Consider the following 18938-nt stretch of genomic DNA (forward strand, 5'->3'; position numbering starts at 1 on the left):
TTTATTCTTCGTCGTTCGGATCGACCGGCGGAGCGGCCGGGATGGCGTACTTTTCCTCGGCCCAGGCGCCGAGATCGATTTTTTTGCAGCGTTCCGAGCAGAACGGGCGATACTTATTCTCTTCCTTCCACTCCACTTTGGCGGAGCAGGTAGGGCAGTCAACTACGGTGGCCATGATCAATCTTTAAAAGTTACAGAGGGTGAGCTCGAATGGTACATCATCTTCCAGTGGCTTGGGTTTCAGGTCGCCGCCCTGCGAGGTGAAGCGCACCCACAGCATGTATTTGTTGGCCGAGATTTCCGGGATCGCGCCCAGCGATTCGTCCAAGGTCAGCCGCAGCATCTGGTAGACCTTCCCCTGCAACATCTGCTGGTAGCTGCCGGCCACGGCGATCATCTTGACCGGGCCGCCGGAATCGCGCAGCAGGCGCAGCACCAGGCCCAGCGCGTCGAACAGCGGCGCCAGCGGCGCGAACCAGGCGGCGATGTCGTTGAAGCGCTGCTCGGCCGGACGCTTTTGCCACGCGTAGTAGGACGGCAGGTCGAATTCGCAGGCGCCGCCGGGGATGATGGTGCGGCCGCGTATGCTCATCAGCCATTCGTTGTCGCGCACGTTCTGACCGGTCTTGCCCTGGGCCGCGACCAGCGCGCTGCTCACGCCGTCAAGCTCGGCCAGGATGGCGTCCAGCGTTTCCGCCTGGACGTTGGGATTCATGCGGTAGCCCAGCAGCGATTGGCGCTGGCGCTCCAGTTCTTGCAGCAGGTCGGATTTCAGGTCGGCGCGGCCGGCCACCTCCAGCATGTCGAAGATGGTCGCCAGCGCGACGTGGTGCTGCATAGGATGTTCTTGATGCACAAAGAACTTGAATTTCTCGTACAGATCCTCTAATCGCAACAACGTGCGGATGCGCTCGTTGAAAGGATATTCGTAGACAATCAAAATAACATCCCTCTGTAGGTGGACTTGCGATTAATTCCCGTGATTTTGAAGCAAGCCAAGCAAAATTACAAACGTTGCGAGGATATTGTTACCGTTCTTTTTGAAATTGCCAGCGCATTTTCAAATATAAATCGTGCAGACGCTCGATTTGGGGCGCCAAAGCCTCGATTCCGTTGCCGTTTTCGATAACATCGTCCGCCGCGTCCAGCCTTTGCTGGCGGCTGGCCTGCGCCGCCATGATGGCGCGCACCTGGCTTTCCGGCAGATTGTTACGCGCCATCACGCGGGCGATTTGCACTTCTTCCGGGCAGTCTACCGCGAGTACGCGTGTGACCCGCGCACGCCAAGTGCCCGATTCCACCAGCAGCGGCACGGCGAAGATGACGTAACTGCCGGTGGCCGCGGCGGCGGCGGCCAGCGCGGCGTCGCGGATGCGCGGGTGCAGGATGGCTTCGAGGCGGGCCTTGGCGCCGGCGTCGCCGAACACCAGGGAGCGCATGCGGGCGCGGTCGAGCGCGCCGGCGGCGTCGGCGAATTCGGGGCCGAATTCGGCCACGATGGCCGGCATCGCGGCGCCGCCGGGCGCGGTCAGGCTGTGGGCGATCTGGTCGGTGTCGACGATGCTGGCGCCGCGCGCGGCGAACAGGTCGGCCACCGTGCTCTTGCCGCTGCCGATGCCGCCGGTCAGGCCGATGGAGAAGGGCAGTGTGCTCATCGGTGCTTACAGGTAGGGATAGAAGTTGCGGGTGAACGCCATGATCGGGTCGCGGTACAGGAACACGATCAGGCCGGCGGCCGCCAGGTAGGGGCCGAACGGGATCTTGTAGTCGAAGCCGCGGCGGTTGGCGATCATCAGCACGATGCCGATCACCGAGCCCACCAGCGAGGACATCAGCACGATGGACGGCAGCATCGCCCAGCCCATCCACGCGCCCAGCGCGGCCAGCAGCTTGAAGTCGCCATAGCCCATGCCGTCGCGGTGACGCACCAGTTTATACAGCAAATTGACGGACCACAGCGCCATGTAGCCGGCCGCCGCGCCGATGACGGCGTCGCGCAGCGGGACGAAGGTGCCGTCGATGTTCATGATCAGGCCGGCCCAGATCAGCGGATAGGTCAAGTCGTCCGGCAGCATCTGGGTGTCGAAGTCGATGAAGGTCATGGCGATCAGCAGGTACAGGAACAGCAAGCCGGACAGGCCGGCCCAGCCGCTGCCAAAGTGCCACACCACCACCGCCGACAGCGCGGCCGTCAGCATTTCGATGGCGGGGTAGCGGGCCGAGATCGGCGCTTTGCAGTTGCTGCACTTGCCGCGCAGGACCAGGTAGCTGAGCACCGGGATGTTCTCCAGCGCGGTGATCTGGTGCTGGCAGTGCGGGCAGGCCGAGCGCGGCACCATCAGGTTGTAGCGGTCGGTGTGCGGCTCGTCCTTGCCGGCTTCGACGGCGCAATAATTGTCGGACTCGCGCTGCATCATCTTTGGCAGGCGGTGGATCACCACGTTCAGGAAGCTGCCAAACAGCAGGCCGAACAGGCCGGCGATCAGGCTGACGGCGAGTTGCCCGGCGGGCGCAAACAACAGGGTCGGTTCATGCATGGAAGGTCAGGCCGCTTAGATAGTCACAGAGACCCATATTAAAGCATTGCAGCAACATTGCGGTCGGTTTTTCAGGCATCGAGTCCCTCCTTGGGGGTATGGTAACTAAGTTGGAACTCAGGCAAGGTAGAGAACCTGCCACCCGTGTCGCGGAGTCCGTTCTTGTCTTGCCTTGCCCAGACCTTATTGCTGCTCCTGCTGGGTTGCCTGGTGCTGGCCTGCGTGTGGCGCGTCAGGCGCCGCCATCGCCGGCAGCTGGCGCGGATGGCGGAGCGCGAACGCGCCGCGCTGATCCTGCAGGACACGCTGTTGCAGAACCTGCAGGGCCTGATCCTGCGCTTCCAGGGGGTAAGCCACCGCCTGCCGTCCGACAGCGCCGAACGCGTCACCATCGAAGCCATCCTTGACCAGGCGGACGAGGTGCTGGCCGAGGCGCGCGACCGCATGCTGACGCTGCGCGGCGCGCCCGGCGACGACAGCCCTAGACCACCGAACCGAGCTTGAAGATCGGCAGGTACATGGCCACCACCAGGCCGCCGATCAGCACGCCCAGGATGACCATGATGGCCGGCTCCATCAGGCTCGACAGCGAAGCCACGGCGTCGTCCACTTCCTCCTCGTAGAAGTCGGCCACCTTGCCCAGCATGGCGTCCAGCGAGCCGGACTCCTCGCCGATGGCCACCATTTGCGTCACCATGTTGGGGAACACCTCGGCGTTCTGCATCGCCACCGTCAGGCTGGTGCCGGTGCTGACCTCGTTCTGGATCTTGCGGGTGGCGTCCAGGTAGACCGCGTTGCCGGCCGCGCCGCCCACCGAATCGAGCGACTCCACCAGCGGCACGCCGGCCGCGAACATGGTGGCCAGCGTGCGGGTCCAGCGGGCGATGGTGGCCTTGCGGATCACGTCGCCGAACACGGGCAGGCGCAGCAGCAACCGGTCCATGAAGCGCTGCATCTGCAACGAACGCTGCCACGCCCGGAAGAAGAAGTAGATGGCCGCGAACAGGCCGCCGAAGATCAGGTACCACCACGCCACGAAGAATTCCGACAGCGCCATCACGAACAGCGTGGGCGCGGGCAGGTTGGCGCCAAAGCTCTTGAACACTTCCTTGAACGCCGGCACCACCCAGATCATGATCACCGCCGTGACGATGAAGGCCACCGCCAGGATCGACACCGGATACATCAGCGCCGACTTGATCTTGGCCTTCATGGCCAGCGTCTTTTCCTTGTAGATCGCCAGCCGGGTCAGCAGGTCCTCCAGGATACCGGCCTGTTCGCCGGCGCCCACCAGGTTGCAGAACAGCGGATCGAAGTACAGCGGGAACTTGCGGAACGCCTGGTTGAGGCTGGTGCCGGTCTCGATATCGGCGCGCAGGTCCATCACCAGCTTGGACACCGACGGATTGGCGTGGCCCTTGCCGACGATGTCGAACGATTGCAGCAGCGGCACGCCGGCCTTCATCATGGTGGCCAGCTGGCGAGTGAACAGCGAGATATCCTTGTCGGTGATCTTCTTGCCACTGCGGTAGGCCTTCTTCTTGACCTTGGTGACCATGATGCCCTGGCGGCGCAAGGTGACGTTGACCACGGCCTCGCCGCCGGCGCGCAGCTCGCCGCGCACCGTCTTGCCGGTCTTGTCCTTGCCCTCCCAGGCGAAGATCGATTCCTTGACCTGGTTGCCCGCGTTGCCCGTAGTCGCCATGGCGTTGCTTCCTATTCGTTGGTACAGCCGAGTACTTCTTCAAGGCTGGTCAGGCCGTTCCTGACCTTCACCAGCCCGGACTGGCGCAGCGACTTCACGCCTTCCTCTTCCGACTTGGCGGCGATTTCCATGGAGTTGCCGTTCGCCAGGATGATGCTTTCGATGGCGGGCGAGATCGGCATGATCTGGTAGATGCCGACCCGGCCCTTGTAGCCGCCGCCGTTGCAGCGTTCGCAGCCGACCGGGCCGTATGGCTTCCAGCTGCCGTCCAGCTCGTGCTCCTTGAAGCCGGCCTTGAGCAGCAGGTCGTGCGAGATCTCCACCGGCTGCTTGCAAATGCACAGCCGGCGCGCCAGCCGCTGCGCGGTGATCAGGATCACCGACGAGGCGATGTTGAACGGCGCCACGCCCATGTTCATCAGCCGCGTCAGCGTGGACGGCGCGTCGTTGGTGTGCAGCGTGGAGAACACCATGTGGCCGGTCTGCGCCGCCTTGATGGCGATGTCGGCCGTCTCCAGGTCGCGGATCTCGCCGACCATGATGATGTCCGGGTCCTGGCGCAGGAAGGACTTGAGCGCCACCGGGAAGGTCAGGCCGGCCTTGTCGTTGACGTTGACCTGGTTCACGCCCGGCAGGTTGATCTCGGCCGGGTCCTCGGCGGTGGAGATGTTGATGCCCGGCTTGTTGATCACGTTCAGGCAGGTGTACAGCGAGACCGTCTTGCCCGAGCCGGTCGGGCCTGTCACCAGCACCATGCCGTAGGGACGCTGGATGGCGTCGAGCAGCAGCTCCTTCTGGTCCGGGTCGTAGCCGAGCGCGTCGATGCCCATCTGCGCCTGGGTGGCGTCGAGGATACGCATCACGGTCTTCTCGCCGAACAGCGTCGGCAGCGTCGAGATGCGCAGGTCGATGGTCTTGGTGGGCGAGACGATCAGGCGCATGCGGCCGTCCTGCGGGATGCGCTTTTCCGAGATGTCCAGCTTGGCCAGCACCTTGATGCGGGAGACCAGCTTCTCCTTGATCGAGATCGGCGGCTGGGCATGCTCCATCAGCACGCCGTCGACGCGGAAGCGCACGCGGTAGAATTTTTCAAACGGCTCGAAGTGCAAGTCCGAGGCGCCCATGTTGACCGCGTCCATCAGCATCTTGTTGAGGAAGCGCACCACCGGGGCGTCCTCGACCTCGTTGGCGCCGGCCTCGGCCGCTGCGGCGTTGGCGGCGGCCGAGGCGTCCTCCTCCTCGGCGAACTGGATGTCGGACTCGTCGCCGGCCAGGTCGCTGATGGCCTGCTCGCTGCTCTTGTTCAGGCGCGCCAGCAACTGCAGCAGCGCGTCGTGCGCCACGATGACGGGCTCGACGGTGGACTCGGTCTGGAACTTGATCTGGTCCAGCGCCTGGGTGTTGGTCGGATCGGAAATCGCCACCGACATCTTGTTGCCGCGCTTGGCCAGCGCGATCACGCGCTGCGCCTGCATCAGCTTGTTGTCGATGATCTTGGCCGGCAGCGCCTCGATATTGAGCGCCTGCACATCCATCAGCGGATAGGCGAAGGTCTCGGAACAGAACATGGCCAGCGCGCGGGCGTCGATGACGCCGCTGGCCAGCAGCACGTCAATGAAGGCCAGCTTGTCGGCCACGGATTTTTTTTGCAGCATCTCGGCCTGGGCCGCGGAAAGGCGCCCGGCTTGCATCAATGCCCGTGCCAGCCCCGGCATCGGGGCGCCTGGCGCGGCGTTGGGTAGGACTGCTGCCATAGATGCGTCTGCTGGATGGGGGGCGTCACAAAATGATGCCTTCAGGCATCATATTTGTAAAGGCGTTTGTCGTTCCTCGGAAACGATTGTACTCCCCAATGTTGTATATCCAGCCGGATTAGTGCGTGCGGCGACTACCCGGGCGTATCAATTTGACGACTTTGATCGCCTGGTCGTGGACTTGCACCACTTCGATGATGCAGTTGGCGACCTTGATGCTGATGGGGGCGTCTGGAATTTCTTGCAACAGTTCCAGCAGCAGGCCGTTCAGGGTCTTGGGGCCGTCCAGCGGGAAGCCCAGGCCGAGGCGCTTGTTGATGTCGCGCAGCGCGGTCGAGCCCTCCAGCAGGCACTCGCCCTGCTCGGTCCAGCCGAAGCTGTCGGCGCGGGCCGCGCCCGGCATCGATGTCGTAAATTCACCGATCATTTCCTCGATGATATCGTCCAGCGTGACCAGGCCCTGCACCTCGCCGTACTCGTCGACGATGATGCCCAGGCGTTCCTTGTTCTCCTGGAAGTACTGCAACTGGGTGAAGACGCCGGTGTCCTGCGGGATGAAGTAGGGCGTGCTGAGCAGCGCGCGGAAATGCTCGACGGTCAGCTCGTCCTCCTGGTTCAGCAGCGCCACCGCCTTGCGCACGTGCAGGATGCCGATGATGCGGTTGATCTCGCCTTCGTAGACGGGCAGCTTGTTGTGGTAGCAGGTGGTCAGCTCGCGCTTGATCTCGTCAACCGTCAGCTCCAGGTTCAGCGCCTCGATCTGCGAGCGCGGCGTCATGATGTCCTCGACCGAGATGGTCTCCAGGTCGAACAGGTTGAGCAGGATGCTCTTGTGCTTTTGCGGAATGAAATTGCCGCCCTCCAGCACGATCGAGCGCAGCTCCTCGGGCGACAGGCGGGCCTCGTGGGCGTGGGCGCCGGCCTTGATGCGGAACAGCTTGAGCACCAGCGAGACGAACAGGTTGACGAACCAGATCACCGGCTTGGCCAGCGCCATCAGCGGCTTGAGCACCATGCTGGTGGGCAGGGCGATGCGTTCGGGGAAGGTGGCGCCGATCACCTTGGGCGAGATTTCCGCGAACACGATCAGCAGGAAGGCCACCACGCCGGTGGAGATGGTGATGACGTTGTCGTCGTGGCCGAAGGTCTGGATGGCGATGGCGGTGACCAGCGCGGTGGCCATGGCGTTGATCAGCGTGTTCGCGATCAGCACCAGCGACAGCAGTTTATCGGTGCGGTCGAGCAGCCACAGCGTGGTGATGGCGCGGCGGCTGCCGCGTTTGGCCATATGGCGCAGGCGATAGCGGTTGGCCGCCATCAGGGCGGTTTCGGCCATGGCGAAGAAGGCCGAGCACAGTATCAGGAGGGCGAGCGCCAGAAATTGCGCCCAAAACGGCACGGTATCCAAGGGTCACCGTAAAGAATCTTGCGTGGGAAACTGGTCGGCCTGATCACTGCACCGGCCCAGACGGCATGGCCCCGAACCGCGGCCACAGAGTGTCGAATTCTAAGGCAAGCTTGGCTTCCATGCAAGTTGGGGTCAAGTCTGACATTCGGACACGAGCTCTGCCGTGGCGGCCGCTACGGCAGAGCTCGTGTGCGAATGTCAGACTTGACCCCAATTTTTTTGCAGCATCAAAGCCAGGGCGGCGATGGGGGCGCCGTTTTCCTGGCGGGCCGTCAGCGGCTCGGCGGCTTTGATGTGGAAGCCGGTCTCGGCGGCCAGGCGTTGCAGGTAGGCCAGCGTGTGGGCGTAGCGGTTCGAGGGACGCAGCGCGTAGTCGGCGCCTTCGCCCGCTTCCACCGTGAAGCAGAAGTGGCCGCCTTCGCGTAGCGCGCGGTGCACGCTGGTGAAGACCGGCGCCAGGTCGCCGATATAGACGAACACATCGGCCGCCACCGCCAGGTCCCAGGCGTCGTGCTGGCCATCGAGGTAGGCGCTCAGGTCGTCGCAGGCGAGGCTGTCGTACAGCTTGCGCTCGGCTGCCTTGTCCAGCATCTGCCGCGACAGGTCCACGCCCGCCAGCTTGCCCGCGTAGGCTTTCAGGTAAGGGCCGCACAGGCCGGTGCCGCAGCCCAGGTCCAGCGTGTCGTACGTGCCGGGGCCGAGGGTGCGGCGGATCAGCCCATCTAAATAAGACGGCGTTTGATAGTCCAGCACCTCCACCAGATGCTGGTCGAAGTGGTTGGCGTACTGGTCGAACAGCGAGCGCACGTATTCGGCCGGCAGCACGGCCGGCGTCTCGCCCGCGCCCACCGAGGCCAGCGCGAACGCGATGGTTTCGGGATTGTCGCCATGCGCCAGCGCGGCGCGGTAGGCGGCGATGGCCTCGGCGTTGCGCCCCATCGAACGCAGTGTGTTGCCGCGCGCGTAGTGGGCCAGCGCGTAGTCCGGCTTGAGCGCCAGCGCCTGATCGTAGCTGTCCAGCGCCGCGTCGAAGATGCCCAGCCGGTGCATGGCCGCGCCCTGGCCGTTGTAGGCCTCGGCCCATTGCGGACGCAGGTGGATGGCGCGGTCGTAGCTTTCCACCGCTTCCGGCAGCATGCGCAGGCAGTGCAGCGCGTTGCCGCGCGCGAACCAGGCGTCGGCGTTGCGGCTCTGCAGATGCAGCGCGTCTTCCGCCGCGCCCAGCGCGTCGAGGTAGCGGCCCTGGTCCTGCAGCACGATGGCGCGGTTGCAGTGCGCCTCGGCGTACGACGGCTGGATCGCCAGCGCGCGCTGATAACTGAGCAGCGCTTCGTCGAGCCGCCCCAGCCGGCGCAGCGCGTTGCCGCGATTGCTCCAGGCCATGGCGTAGTCGGGCAGCAGGGCGAGGGCGCGCTCGTGGCTGGCCAGCGCCTCGTCGGCGCGGCCGGCGTCGAGCAGCGCCACGCCGAGATTGCAATGCGCCTTGGCCTGCGCGCCATCGACCGCGATCGCTTGCGAGATCAGCGCGATGGCCGCCTGCGCGTCGCCCTGCTGGCGCGCGATCACGCCCAGCAGGTGCAGCGCGTCGAACCGGCGCGGGTCGAGTTCCAGCACCTGTCGGTACAGCGCCTGCGCCGGTTCCAGCCGTCCCTGTTGGTGCAGTTCGACGGCTTGTTGCAGAAAGGACGCAATCAGCGCCGAGTGAGTTTCGTTCATGGTGCGCGCATCTTAGCCGATGCGCGACGGGCGCGGCTGAATTCTCTCCAATTGTTACCTTTTGATAATCTTGTTAGTCATGATAATATTTTTAGAAATCAAAACCCTGGGGCGATAAATGAAAAGAGTGCTTGCCAGCGCGATCTGCGCGCTGTTGCCGTTGATCGCCAAGGGCGCCGCGCCCGCGCTGATACCGATCCAGGCCTTCGTGGAGCAGGAGCAGTACTACAACCCCAGCATTTCACCCGACGGCAAACATCTGGCGGTGACGGCGCGGGTGCCGGTCGGCGCGCGCACGGTGCCGATGTTGTCTTTCTATAGCTTGCCGGAGATGAAGCTGGAAAGCGTGGTGCGCATGCCGCTGTTCATCGTGCCGGTCGACTATAACTGGGTCAGCAATACCCGTCTGGTGGTGGAGGAGGGGGAGGAGGTCGGCTCCCGCGAGCGGCCGCAGAAGACCGGCGAAATCGTGGCGACGGATTTCGACGGCACGCATCAGATCTATATGCACGGCTACCAGATGCTCACGCTGTCCAAGCAGAACACGCGTTACGGCAACGATTGGGCGTACGCCACCGTGGTCAACCTTCCGCTCGTGCGCAATGGCCACGTCCAGATCGCCAGTTATCCGTGGGACCATGAATACAGCGCGTTATATGACTTCGACAGCCGCAACGCCATCCGCAAGCTGGTGGCCGAGCTGCCGTCGCCGAACGCGGATTTTGTCGTGCGCAACGATGGCAAGCCAGCCTATGCGCACGCCACCGACAAGGAGGGGTTCAGGCAGCTCTGGCACTTTGACGACGTCGCGCAAAAGTGGAGTGTGGTGCCGCAGCCCAAGGGCACGCTACTAACTCCGACGGCGTTCAGCGCAGACGACAAGGAGTTCATCGGTTGGTATTCGGAGAACGGCGGCGCCATCAAAGTGGTGCGCCAGAACGTGGACACCGGCCAACGCACGGTCCTGGCGGAAGATGCGCAAGGCAGCATGGGCACCTTGATGTATGGCTCCAGCCGCACGTCGCCGATAGGCGTATTTACCAGTTCGGGCCGCCCACGCATGGTCTATCTCGACCCGTCCCACCGGGACGTGGCCCTGCACCGCGACCTGAGCGCGCAATTCCCGGATGCGACCGTCTCGCTGACCGGCGCCACCGACGACGGCAACACCCTGCTGGCGGTGGTGCGCAGCGACCGCGACCCCGGCGTGGTCTATCTGTATGACCGCAAGACGAACAAGGCCGACCTGCTGCTGACCTATAAGGCCGGGATCGACCCGGATGCCATGGCGCCGCGCCAGCCGATCAGCTTTACGGCGCGCGACGGCCTGCGCATTGACGGCTACCTGACGATGCCGGCCGCCAAAGGCAACGGGAAGCCGCCGCTGATCCTGCTTCCGCACGGCGGCCCGCATGGACCTTCCGACAGCTGGTATTTCGATGACGATGCCCAGTTCCTGGCCAGCCGCGGTTACGCGGTGCTGCAGGTGAACTTCCGCGGCTCGGGTGGGCGCGGAGAGAAGTTCCTGCACGCCGGTTACCGCCAGTGGGGCGGCAAGATCATGGACGATCTGGTCGACGGCGTGCAATGGGCGGTGGGGCAGGGCAAGGTGGATGGTTCGCGCATGTGCGTCTACGGCGCCAGCTTCGGCGGCTACGCGGCGCTGATGCTGGCCGCGCGCGAACCGGACCTGTTCAAATGCGCGGTCGGCTATGCGGGCATTTATGAATTGCCGCTGCTGCTGAAGGAAGACGCTGGCAACGTCCGTTACCAGAGCGCGACGAAACGGTTTATCGGCGAGGATGCGGCCGAACTGGCGCGCTTCTCGCCGACCCGGCATGCCGCGGCGATCAAGGCCGGGGTGCTGTTGATCCACGGAGGGAAAGACAAGCGCGCGCCGAAGGAGCATGCCTTTCTCATGAAGGAGGTACTGGAAAAGGCCGGACATCCACCCGAGTGGTACTACGTCGACTACGAAGGCCACGGCTTCTACGACACCGCCAACCAGGCCGAGGTCTATCAACGGCTGGAGACCTTCTTCGCCAAGTACCTCGGCAAACCGAAGTAATCAGCTGCCGCGATAAGTCGAATACGCCCACGGCGAGACGACCAGCGGCACGTGGTAATTCTGGTCGGCGCTGGCGATACCGAAAGCCAGCGTCACCTCGTCGATGAAGCGCGGCTCGGGCAAATCCACGCCCTGCGCCGCGAAGTAGGCGCCTGCGCCGAACACCAGCTCATACTTCCCCGGCTTCATGGTCTCGCCTTCCAGCAGCGGCACGGCGCAGCGGCCGTCGGCGTTGGTGACGTCGGTCTTCAGCAGCTCGCGGCCCTGCGCCGTGACGGCGTACAAGGTCACCTTGACGCCGGCGCCCGGCTTGCCGACGGTAATATCGAGAACGTGTGTACTAAGCTTGCCCATGGTAAGTCCTATATCGGTAGGTGATGAGTATCTATTGGACAAATCATATACCGATGCCGTTCTACGCATATATGATTGCAGATATATTCCTCATAGACTAGCCAGCGCCATGACCAACTACGACAACTATCCGCGCGACTTGATCGGCTACGGCCCGAAGCCGCCGCACGCCCAGTGGCCCAACCGGGCCCGCGTGGCCCTGCAATTCGTCCTCAATTACGAAGAGGGCGGCGAGAACAACGTGCTGCACGGCGACGCCGGCTCCGAGACCTTCCTGTCCGAGATCATCGGCGCGGCCTCGTTCAGCAACCGCCACATGAGCATGGAATCGATCTACGAATACGGTTCGCGCGCCGGCTTGTGGCGCCTGCTGCGCATGTTCGAGGAGCGCAAGCTGCCGCTGACGATCTTCGGCGTGTCGATGGCGCTCAAGCGCAACCCGGAGGCGGTGGCCGCGTTCCAACAGCTGGGCCACGAAATCGCCTGCCACGGCCTGCGCTGGATCACCTACCAGAACATGGACGAAGCCACCGAGCGCGCCCACATGCAGGAAGCGGTGCAGATCATCCGCGAGCTGACCGGCAGCGCGCCGCAGGGCTGGTACACCGGCCGCGATTCGCCGCAGACCAAGCGCCTGGTGGTGGAACACGGCGGCTTCCGCTACGACGCCGACAACTACAGCGACGACCTGCCATTCTGGCAAAAGGTGGACTACACTGATGCCGAGGGCAAGCCCGCCGTGGCGCCGCAGCTGATCGTGCCGTACACGCTCGACACCAACGACATGCGCTTCGCCGCCGCGCAGGGCTTCAACTCCGGCACGCAGTTCTTCGATTATCTGAAGGACGCCTTCGATGTGCTGTACGCCGAGGGCGATCCGGCAGGCCTGAACCAGCCGAAGATGCTGTCGATCGGCCTGCACTGCCGCATCGTCGGCCGGCCGGCGCGCGCGGCGGCGCTGGCGCGCTTCCTCGACTACGTGCAAAAGCACGATAACGTGTGGATCACCCGCCGTATCGACATCGCCGAGCACTGGCGCAAAACCCATCCATTCGCAGGTTGAGACCAAGATGTCCGAACCGATTCGTTTTTACTACCGTGGCGCAGTGCAGGAAATCTCCGGCGCCGCGCCCACGCGCACCGTGCTGCAGCACCTGCGCGAGGATCTGCATTGCACCGGCACCAAGGAAGGCTGCGCCGAAGGCGATTGCGGCGCCTGCACCGTCGTGGTGGGCAGCCTGAATGCCGCCGGCCAGTTGGAGATGAAGGCCGTGAACTCCTGCATCCAGTTCGCACCCACGCTGGACGGCAAGGCGCTGTTCACCGTCGAGGACCTGCAGCAGCCGGACGGCGCGCTGCATCCGGTGCAGCAGGCGATGGTGGAATGCCATGGCTCGCAGTGCGGCTTCTGCACGCCGGGCTTCGTCATGTCGCTGTGGGGCATGTACCTGGACAAGGACGGCCAGCCGGCGCAGCGCAAGGAGATCGACGACTGCCTGTCCGGTAACCTGTGCCGCTGCACCGGCTACCGCCCGATCATCGACGCCGCGCATCGCATGACCGAATTGCCGAAGGTTGGCTTCGACCGTGCGGCGCTGGCCGAACAGCTGCGCGCCCTGCAGCGCGACGCCGGCGCCAGCTACAGCGCGCACGGCCAGACCTTCCACGCGCCGCGTACTTTGGAGGAACTGGTGGCGCTGCGCGCCGCGCATCCGAAGGCCACGCTGCTGTCGGGTTCCACCGACGTCGGCCTGTGGGTCACCAAACAGATGCGCGACCTGGGCGACATCATTTATCTCGGCCATGTCACCGCGCTGCAAACCGTCACCGAAGCGGATGGCATGCTGCAGATCGGCGCCAGCGTATCGCTTAACGACGCATACGAAGCCTTGTGCCGCCTGTATCCGTCGCAGCTGGGCGAAATGTGGCAGCGCTTCGCATCGCTGCCGATCCGTAACGCCGGTACCCTGGGCGGCAACGTCGCCAACGGCTCGCCGATCGGCGATTCGATGCCGTGGATGATAGCCGTCGGCAGCGAAGTGGTGCTGCGCGGCCCGGCCGGCGAGCGCGTGATGCCGCTGGAAGCGTTCTATCTCGACTATCAGAAGAAGGACATGCGGCCCGACGAATTCGTGGCCGCCGTGCGCGTGCCGCTGCCGCGCGAGGGCGTGCAGTTCCGCACCTACAAACTGGCCAAGCGCTTCGACCAGGACATCTCGGCCGTCTGCGCGGCGTTCGCGTTCAAGCTCGATGGTGATCATATTGTCGACGCCCGCATCGCTTTCGGCGGCATGGCCGCCACGCCGCGTCGCGCCGCCCGCGCCGAAGCCTCGCTGAACGGCCTTCGCTGGAACGAAGCCAATCTGCGCGTGGCGATGGACATGCTGGCGCAGGACTTCGCGCCGCTGTCGGACATGCGCGCCTCCAGCACCTACCGCATGCAAACGGCGCAGAACCTGCTGCGCCGCTTCTGGTTCGAAACCCGCGCCGACGCGCCGTTGGCGGCCGATGCCGTCAACGCCTTCGCCTGCCGCGCTTGAAAGGAGCCATCATGAATCAACCAGTCGCTCCCTCGCTGCTCGCCGCGCAGGCGTGGAAGGCGGTCGGCGTCGCCCGTCCGCACGAATCGGCCGAGCTGCACGTGCTTGGCCAGGCCACCTACACCGACGACATCCCCGAGCTGCAAGGCACGCTGCATGCGGCGCTGGGCCTGTCGTCCAAGGCGCATGCGCGCATCAACGCGATGGACCTGTCGCCGGTGCGCAGTTCGCCCGGCGTGGTGGCGGTCTACACCGCCGAGGATATCGTCGGCACCAACGATTGCGGTCCGATCATCCACGACGATCCTATCCTGAGCGCGGGAGAGGTGATGTACATCGGCCAGCCGATCTTCATCGTCATCGCCGACACGCATGACAACGCCCGGCGCGCCGCGCGCCGCGCCGTGATCGGCTACGACGAGCTGCCGGCCATCTTCACGCCGCAGGAGGCCAAGTCCGCGCAGTCGTACGTGCTGCCGCCGATGCACCTCAAGCGCGGCGATTACCAGGCCGCGTTCGAGCAGGCGCCCAATGTGGTCAAGGGCCAGTTGTTCGTCGGCGGCCAGGAGCAGTTCTACCTGGAAGGCCAGATCGCCTACGCGATCCCGAAGGAAGACCACGGCATGCTGGTGCAGTGCTCGACGCAGCATCCGAGCGAGATGCAGCATGTGGTGGCGCATGCGCTGGGCGTGCATTCGCACAAGGTGCAGGTGGAGTGCCGCCGCATGGGTGGAGGCTTCGGCGGCAAGGAATCGCAGTCTGCGCTGTGGGCGGCTTCGGCCAGCATCGCTGCGGCCAAGCTGCGCCGCCCAGTCAAGCTGCGCGCCGACCGTGATGACGACATGCTCGTCACCGGCAAGCGCCATTGCTTCTTCTACGAATATGAAGTCGGCTACGACGACAGCGGCAAGATCCTGGCCGCCAAGGTCGACATGACTTTGCGCGCGGGCTTCTCGGCGGATTTGTCCGGCCCCGTGGCCACGCGCGCAGTCTGCCACTTCGATAACACCTACTATCTGTCGGACGTGGACATTCGCGCCGGCTGCGGCAAGACCAACACCCAGTCGAATACCGCCTTCCGCGGCTTCGGCGGCCCGCAGGGCGCGATTGCCATCGAGTACATCGTCGACGAAATCGCCCGCAACCTGGGGCGCGACGCGCTGGACATCCGCCGTCTGAACTTCTACGGAAAGACCGAACGCAACGTCACGCCGTACGGCCAGGAGATCGTCGACAACGTGATCGAAGCGCTGACGGCGGAGCTGGAGCAGACCAGCGAATACCGCGCCCGCCGCGCCGCCATCGAAGCCTACAACGCCACCAGTCCCGTGCTGAAGAAGGGACTGGCGATGACGCCGCTGAAGTTCGGCATCGCCTTCAACGTTACGCACCTGAACCAGGCGGGCGCGCTGGTGCATGTGTATGTGGACGGTTCGGTACTGGTCAACCACGGCGGCACGGAAATGGGGCAGGGCATCAACACCAAGGTGATGCAGGTGGTGGCGCATGAATTGGGCCTCGACCTGGATCACGTGCGCGCCACCGCCACCGACACCAGCAAGGTCGCCAACACCTCGGCGACAGCCGCTTCCACCGGCGCGGACTTGAACGGTAAGGCCGCGCAGGATGCGGCACGCCAGATCCGCGAACGCCTGGCCGCCTTCGCCGTCAAGCTGTATGGCGACGAGGACGGCGTGCCGGTGCAGTTCTTCGACAACGCCGTGCATGTGAATGGGCATGTGGTGCCGTTCTCGGAACTGGTGCAGCGCGCCTATCTGGCACGCGTGCAGCTGTGGTCCGACGGCTTCTACGCCACGCCCGGCCTGCACTGGGATCCGAAGACGATGAACGGCCATCCGTTCTCATACTATGCCTATGGCGCCGCTGTTTCCGAAGTGGTGGTCGATACGCTGACCGGCGAGTGGAAGCTTCTACGCGCGGACGCGCTGTACGATGCGGGCCGTTCGCTCAACCCGGCCATCGACCTGGGGCAGGTGGAGGGCGCGTTCATACAGGGCATGGGCTGGCTGACCACCGAGCAGCTGTGGTGGAACCCGGCCGGCAAGCTGATGACGCATGCGCCGTCGACGTACAAGATCCCCGGCGTGTCCGACTGCCCGGAGGACTTCCGCGTGCGGCTGTTCGACAACGGCAACGTCGAGGACAGCATCCACCGTTCCAAGGCCGTGGGCGAGCCGCCGTTGCTGCTGCCGTTCTCGGTATTCTTCGCGATCCGCGATGCGATTTCGGCGGTCGGCGGGCATCGCGTAAATCCGCCGCTGAACGCTCCGGCCACCAGCGAGGAAATCCTGCGCGCGGTGGCCATCGTGGAAATGTCGGCTTGAGGATATCGGCATGAACGAGTGGCTGACAACTGTGATGGCGGAACCGGCGGTGCTGGTGACGGTGGCGATCGTGGAGGGATCCGGCCCGCGCGAACCCGGCGCCCGCATGCTGGTCACGGCTGGCGGCCAGGTCGACACCATCGGCGGCGGCCATCTGGAGATGTCCGCGGTCGACGTGGGCCGCAGCATGTTGAAGAGCGCCGCCAGGTCGCCTGATGGCGTGCACGCGCGGCTGGAGCGTTACGCGCTTGGCCCCACGCTGGGCCAATGCTGCGGCGGCGTGGTTCATCTGGCGTTCGAATTGATCGACGCGCCGCTGGCCGACGTATTGGCCAGCCTGCGGAAGCGCTGGCGTGAGGACAGCTGGCGCCTCAGCGCCATCGATGGCGCGCCAGTGTCCTTGCTGCTGGACGCCGATGGCACGATCCTCGCCGGCGCAGGCGAAACGCCCGCCATCGGCGACGCATCCGCCACCGCCACCGCCACCGGTGACGCGTCCAAGACCACCGGCCCAGCGTCCGCCACCGCGATCGGCGCGGCATCCGCCACGGCCACCGGCCCCGCGTTCCCCGCTATCGACCACCAGCGCGGCACCCACATCCTGCGCGATGCCGCCGGCCGCCGCTGGCTCGCCGATCCCTGCCTGGCTCCGCGCGCGCACTTGCTGCTGTTCGGCGCCGGCCACGTCGGCGCGGCCATCGTCCGCATGCTGGGCGAGCTACCGTGCACCGTCACCTGGATCGACGAACGCGAAGACATGTTCCCGCCAACGATACCGCCCAATGTCACCGTCGAAGCCACCGACGTGCCGGAAGCCCTGGTGGCCAGCGCCCCCGCCGGCGCAAGCTATCTGGTGATGACCCACAGCCACGCGCTGGACCTGCGCCTCAGCGAAGCGATCCTCGCCCGCGCCGACGTGGGCTGGTTCGGCCTGATCGGCTCCAAGACCAAGCGCGTGCAGTTCGAACGCCGCATGGCCGCGCGCGGCCTGCCGGAAGACCGCATCGCCGCCATGGTCTGCCCGATCGGCATCGCCGGCATCACCAACAAACTGCCCGCCGCAATCGCCGCCTCCGTCTGCGCGCAATTGCTGACGGTATGGGAAGCGCAGCAAATCGCCGCACTCGAAACGAAGGCCGCGCCGGTGTGCCTGGCCGCATCGCGCTAGAATCAGCAATCCTCTTCAGGACATCGCCATGCCTAACAACTTGCAAGCCTACCGCGGCAGCTTGCTGCACTTCTTCGCCGATCCGGCGTTCAGCGCACAGTCGCACGCATGGCATGAAGACGGCCTGCTGATCGTCGCCGACGGCAAAGTGCAGGCGGCCGGCGACTACGCCACCTTGCGCGCCACGCTGCCGCCCGGCGCCGAGCTGCACGACTACAGCGGCAAGCTGCTGATGCCCGGCTTTATCGACACCCACGTCCACTACCCGCAAACCGACATGATCGCCTCGCCGGCGGAAGGGCTGCTGCCCTGGCTGGAGACCTACACCTTCCCGACCGAGCGCCAGTTCGAAGACCCGGCCCACGCGGCCGGCGTGGCCGATTTCTTCCTCGACGAGCTGCTACGCTGCGGCACCACCACCGCCATGGTCTACTGCACCGTGCACCCGCAATCGGTGGGCGCTTTCTTCGCCGCCAGCGAACAGCGCGGCCTGCGCATGGTGGCGGGGAAGGTGATGATGGACCGGAACTGCCCCGACTTCCTGCGCGATACCGCCGAAGCCAGCGCCCGCGACACCGAGGCTCTGATCCAGCGCTGGCACAAGCGTGGCCGCGCCCTGTACGCGATCACGCCGCGTTTCGCGCCCACGTCTACCGAAGCGCAGCTGCAACTGGCGGGCGAACTGGCGCGCGCCTATCCCGACACCTTTATCCAGACCCACGTCTCCGAAAACGAAGCCGAATGCGCATGGGTGCGCGAGCTGTTCCCGAATTCGCGCAGCTACATCGATGTCTACGACAGCTACGGCATGCTGCGGCCGCGCGCCATGTACGGCCACTGCATCTGGCTCAATGAGCAGGACCGCGTGCGCATGGCGCAAACCCAGTCCGCCGCCGCCATCTGCCCGACCTCCAACCTGTTCCTCGGCAGCGGTCTGTTCGACTTCGAACGCGCCGACCAGGCGGGCGTGCCGCTGTCGCTGGCGACCGATGTGGGTGGCGGCACTTCCTTCTCGATGTTGCAAACGATGAATGAAGCCTATAAAGTAGCGCGACTGAAGGGCAGTTACCTGCCGGCCCTGCGGATGTTCTACCTGGCCACGCTGGGCGCGGCGCGCAGCATGCAGCTCGAAGGCACGATCGGCAATTTCGCCGCCGGCGCCGAGGCGGACTTCATCGTGCTCGATCCGCAAGCCACGCCGCTGCTGCAGCGCCGGACCGCGCGCGGCGAGAGCCTGGAGGAACTGCTGTTCGCGCTGGCCCTGTTGGGCGACGACCGCGCCGTGGCGGCCACCTATTCGGCTGGCCGCCAGGTGCACGCCCGCGTAATGACTTAAACCACAT

The 18938-nt window shown here is 65.0% G+C and carries 16 protein-coding genes; 7 read left to right on the forward strand and 9 right to left on the reverse strand.

Going from position 1 to position 18938, the window contains the following annotated elements; all coding sequences use genetic code 11:
- Position 1: 1 nt before the first annotated feature.
- The 4 genes from yacG to ACUJB0_RS10780 all read right to left on the reverse strand — a co-directional run bounded on the left by yacG (position 2) and on the right by ACUJB0_RS10780 (position 2537).
- The gene (yacG, locus tag ACUJB0_RS10765; RefSeq protein WP_444845218.1) at positions 2-175 is read right to left on the reverse strand and encodes a DNA gyrase inhibitor YacG; all 174 of its coding nucleotides are present in this window, start codon (positions 173-175) and stop codon (positions 2-4) included.
- Between the two features lie 9 nt (positions 176-184).
- Complete coding sequence (gene zapD, locus ACUJB0_RS10770; RefSeq protein WP_117013056.1) at positions 185-940, reverse strand: cell division protein ZapD; 756 nt, start codon at positions 938-940, stop codon at positions 185-187.
- Between the two features lie 88 nt (positions 941-1028).
- Positions 1029-1655 (reverse strand): dephospho-CoA kinase, encoded by a 627-nt coding sequence (gene coaE / locus ACUJB0_RS10775; RefSeq protein WP_444845219.1) that lies wholly within the window; start codon positions 1653-1655, stop codon positions 1029-1031.
- Between the two features lie 6 nt (positions 1656-1661).
- Positions 1662-2537 carry a prepilin peptidase gene (locus tag ACUJB0_RS10780; RefSeq protein WP_444845220.1) on the reverse strand — a complete coding sequence of 292 codons (876 nt, stop codon included), beginning with the start codon at positions 2535-2537 and terminating at the stop codon, positions 1662-1664.
- Positions 2538-2699: 162 nt separating this feature from the next.
- Between ACUJB0_RS10780 and ACUJB0_RS10785 the strand changes: the two genes are divergently transcribed.
- Positions 2700-3041: a sensor histidine kinase gene (locus ACUJB0_RS10785; protein ID WP_444845221.1), complete on the forward strand. Its 342-nt coding sequence runs from the start codon at positions 2700-2702 to the stop codon at positions 3039-3041.
- Here ACUJB0_RS10785 and ACUJB0_RS10790 read toward each other — a convergent pair.
- The 4 genes from ACUJB0_RS10790 to ACUJB0_RS10805 all read right to left on the reverse strand — a co-directional run bounded on the left by ACUJB0_RS10790 (position 3019) and on the right by ACUJB0_RS10805 (position 9120).
- Positions 3019-4242 (reverse strand): type II secretion system F family protein, encoded by a 1224-nt coding sequence (locus tag ACUJB0_RS10790; RefSeq protein WP_161083856.1) that lies wholly within the window; start codon positions 4240-4242, stop codon positions 3019-3021. The two genes, ACUJB0_RS10785 and ACUJB0_RS10790, sit on opposite strands and share 23 nt — an antisense overlap.
- An 11-nt stretch (positions 4243-4253) precedes the next feature.
- Positions 4254-5996, reverse strand: a complete 1743-nt coding sequence (gene pilB / locus ACUJB0_RS10795; protein ID WP_444845222.1) for a type IV-A pilus assembly ATPase PilB — start codon at positions 5994-5996, stop codon at positions 4254-4256.
- 118 nt (positions 5997-6114) lie between these two features.
- The gene (locus ACUJB0_RS10800; RefSeq protein WP_117013062.1) at positions 6115-7404 is read right to left on the reverse strand and encodes an HlyC/CorC family transporter; all 1290 of its coding nucleotides are present in this window, start codon (positions 7402-7404) and stop codon (positions 6115-6117) included.
- Positions 7405-7602: 198 nt separating this feature from the next.
- Positions 7603-9120 carry a tetratricopeptide repeat protein gene (locus ACUJB0_RS10805; protein ID WP_444845223.1) on the reverse strand — a complete coding sequence of 506 codons (1518 nt, stop codon included), beginning with the start codon at positions 9118-9120 and terminating at the stop codon, positions 7603-7605.
- A 118-nt stretch (positions 9121-9238) separates the two neighbouring features.
- Here ACUJB0_RS10805 and ACUJB0_RS10810 point away from each other — a divergent pair, with 118 nt between their 5' ends.
- Positions 9239-11188 carry an alpha/beta hydrolase family protein gene (locus ACUJB0_RS10810; protein ID WP_444845224.1) on the forward strand — a complete coding sequence of 650 codons (1950 nt, stop codon included), beginning with the start codon at positions 9239-9241 and terminating at the stop codon, positions 11186-11188.
- Here the strand turns inward: ACUJB0_RS10810 and uraH are convergent, their stop codons facing one another.
- Positions 11189-11542, reverse strand: coding sequence for a hydroxyisourate hydrolase (uraH, locus tag ACUJB0_RS10815; RefSeq protein ID WP_444845225.1), 354 nt, complete (start codon positions 11540-11542; stop codon positions 11189-11191).
- Positions 11543-11651: 109 nt separating this feature from the next.
- Here uraH and puuE point away from each other — a divergent pair, with 109 nt between their 5' ends.
- From puuE to guaD, 5 genes are read left to right on the forward strand one after another with little or no spacing between them, the layout of a single operon-like run.
- Positions 11652-12605 carry an allantoinase PuuE gene (gene puuE / locus ACUJB0_RS10820; protein ID WP_444845226.1) on the forward strand — a complete coding sequence of 318 codons (954 nt, stop codon included), beginning with the start codon at positions 11652-11654 and terminating at the stop codon, positions 12603-12605.
- 7 nt (positions 12606-12612) lie between these two features.
- Complete coding sequence (xdhA, locus tag ACUJB0_RS10825) at positions 12613-14082, forward strand: xanthine dehydrogenase small subunit (protein WP_444845227.1); 1470 nt, start codon at positions 12613-12615, stop codon at positions 14080-14082.
- Positions 14083-14093: 11 nt separating this feature from the next.
- Positions 14094-16427: a xanthine dehydrogenase molybdopterin binding subunit gene (gene xdhB / locus ACUJB0_RS10830; protein WP_444845228.1), complete on the forward strand. Its 2334-nt coding sequence runs from the start codon at positions 14094-14096 to the stop codon at positions 16425-16427.
- Between the two features lie 10 nt (positions 16428-16437).
- Positions 16438-17595 (forward strand): xanthine dehydrogenase accessory protein XdhC, encoded by a 1158-nt coding sequence (xdhC, locus tag ACUJB0_RS10835; protein WP_444845229.1) that lies wholly within the window; start codon positions 16438-16440, stop codon positions 17593-17595.
- 28 nt (positions 17596-17623) lie between these two features.
- Entirely contained in the window at positions 17624-18931 is a 1308-nt protein-coding gene (gene guaD / locus ACUJB0_RS10840; RefSeq protein WP_444845230.1) for a guanine deaminase, read from the forward strand.
- Positions 18932-18938: the final 7 nt, after the last annotated feature.

This window comes from Duganella caerulea, assembly GCF_040362985.1.
GTDB lineage: Bacteria > Pseudomonadota > Gammaproteobacteria > Burkholderiales > Burkholderiaceae_D > Rugamonas > Rugamonas vulcania.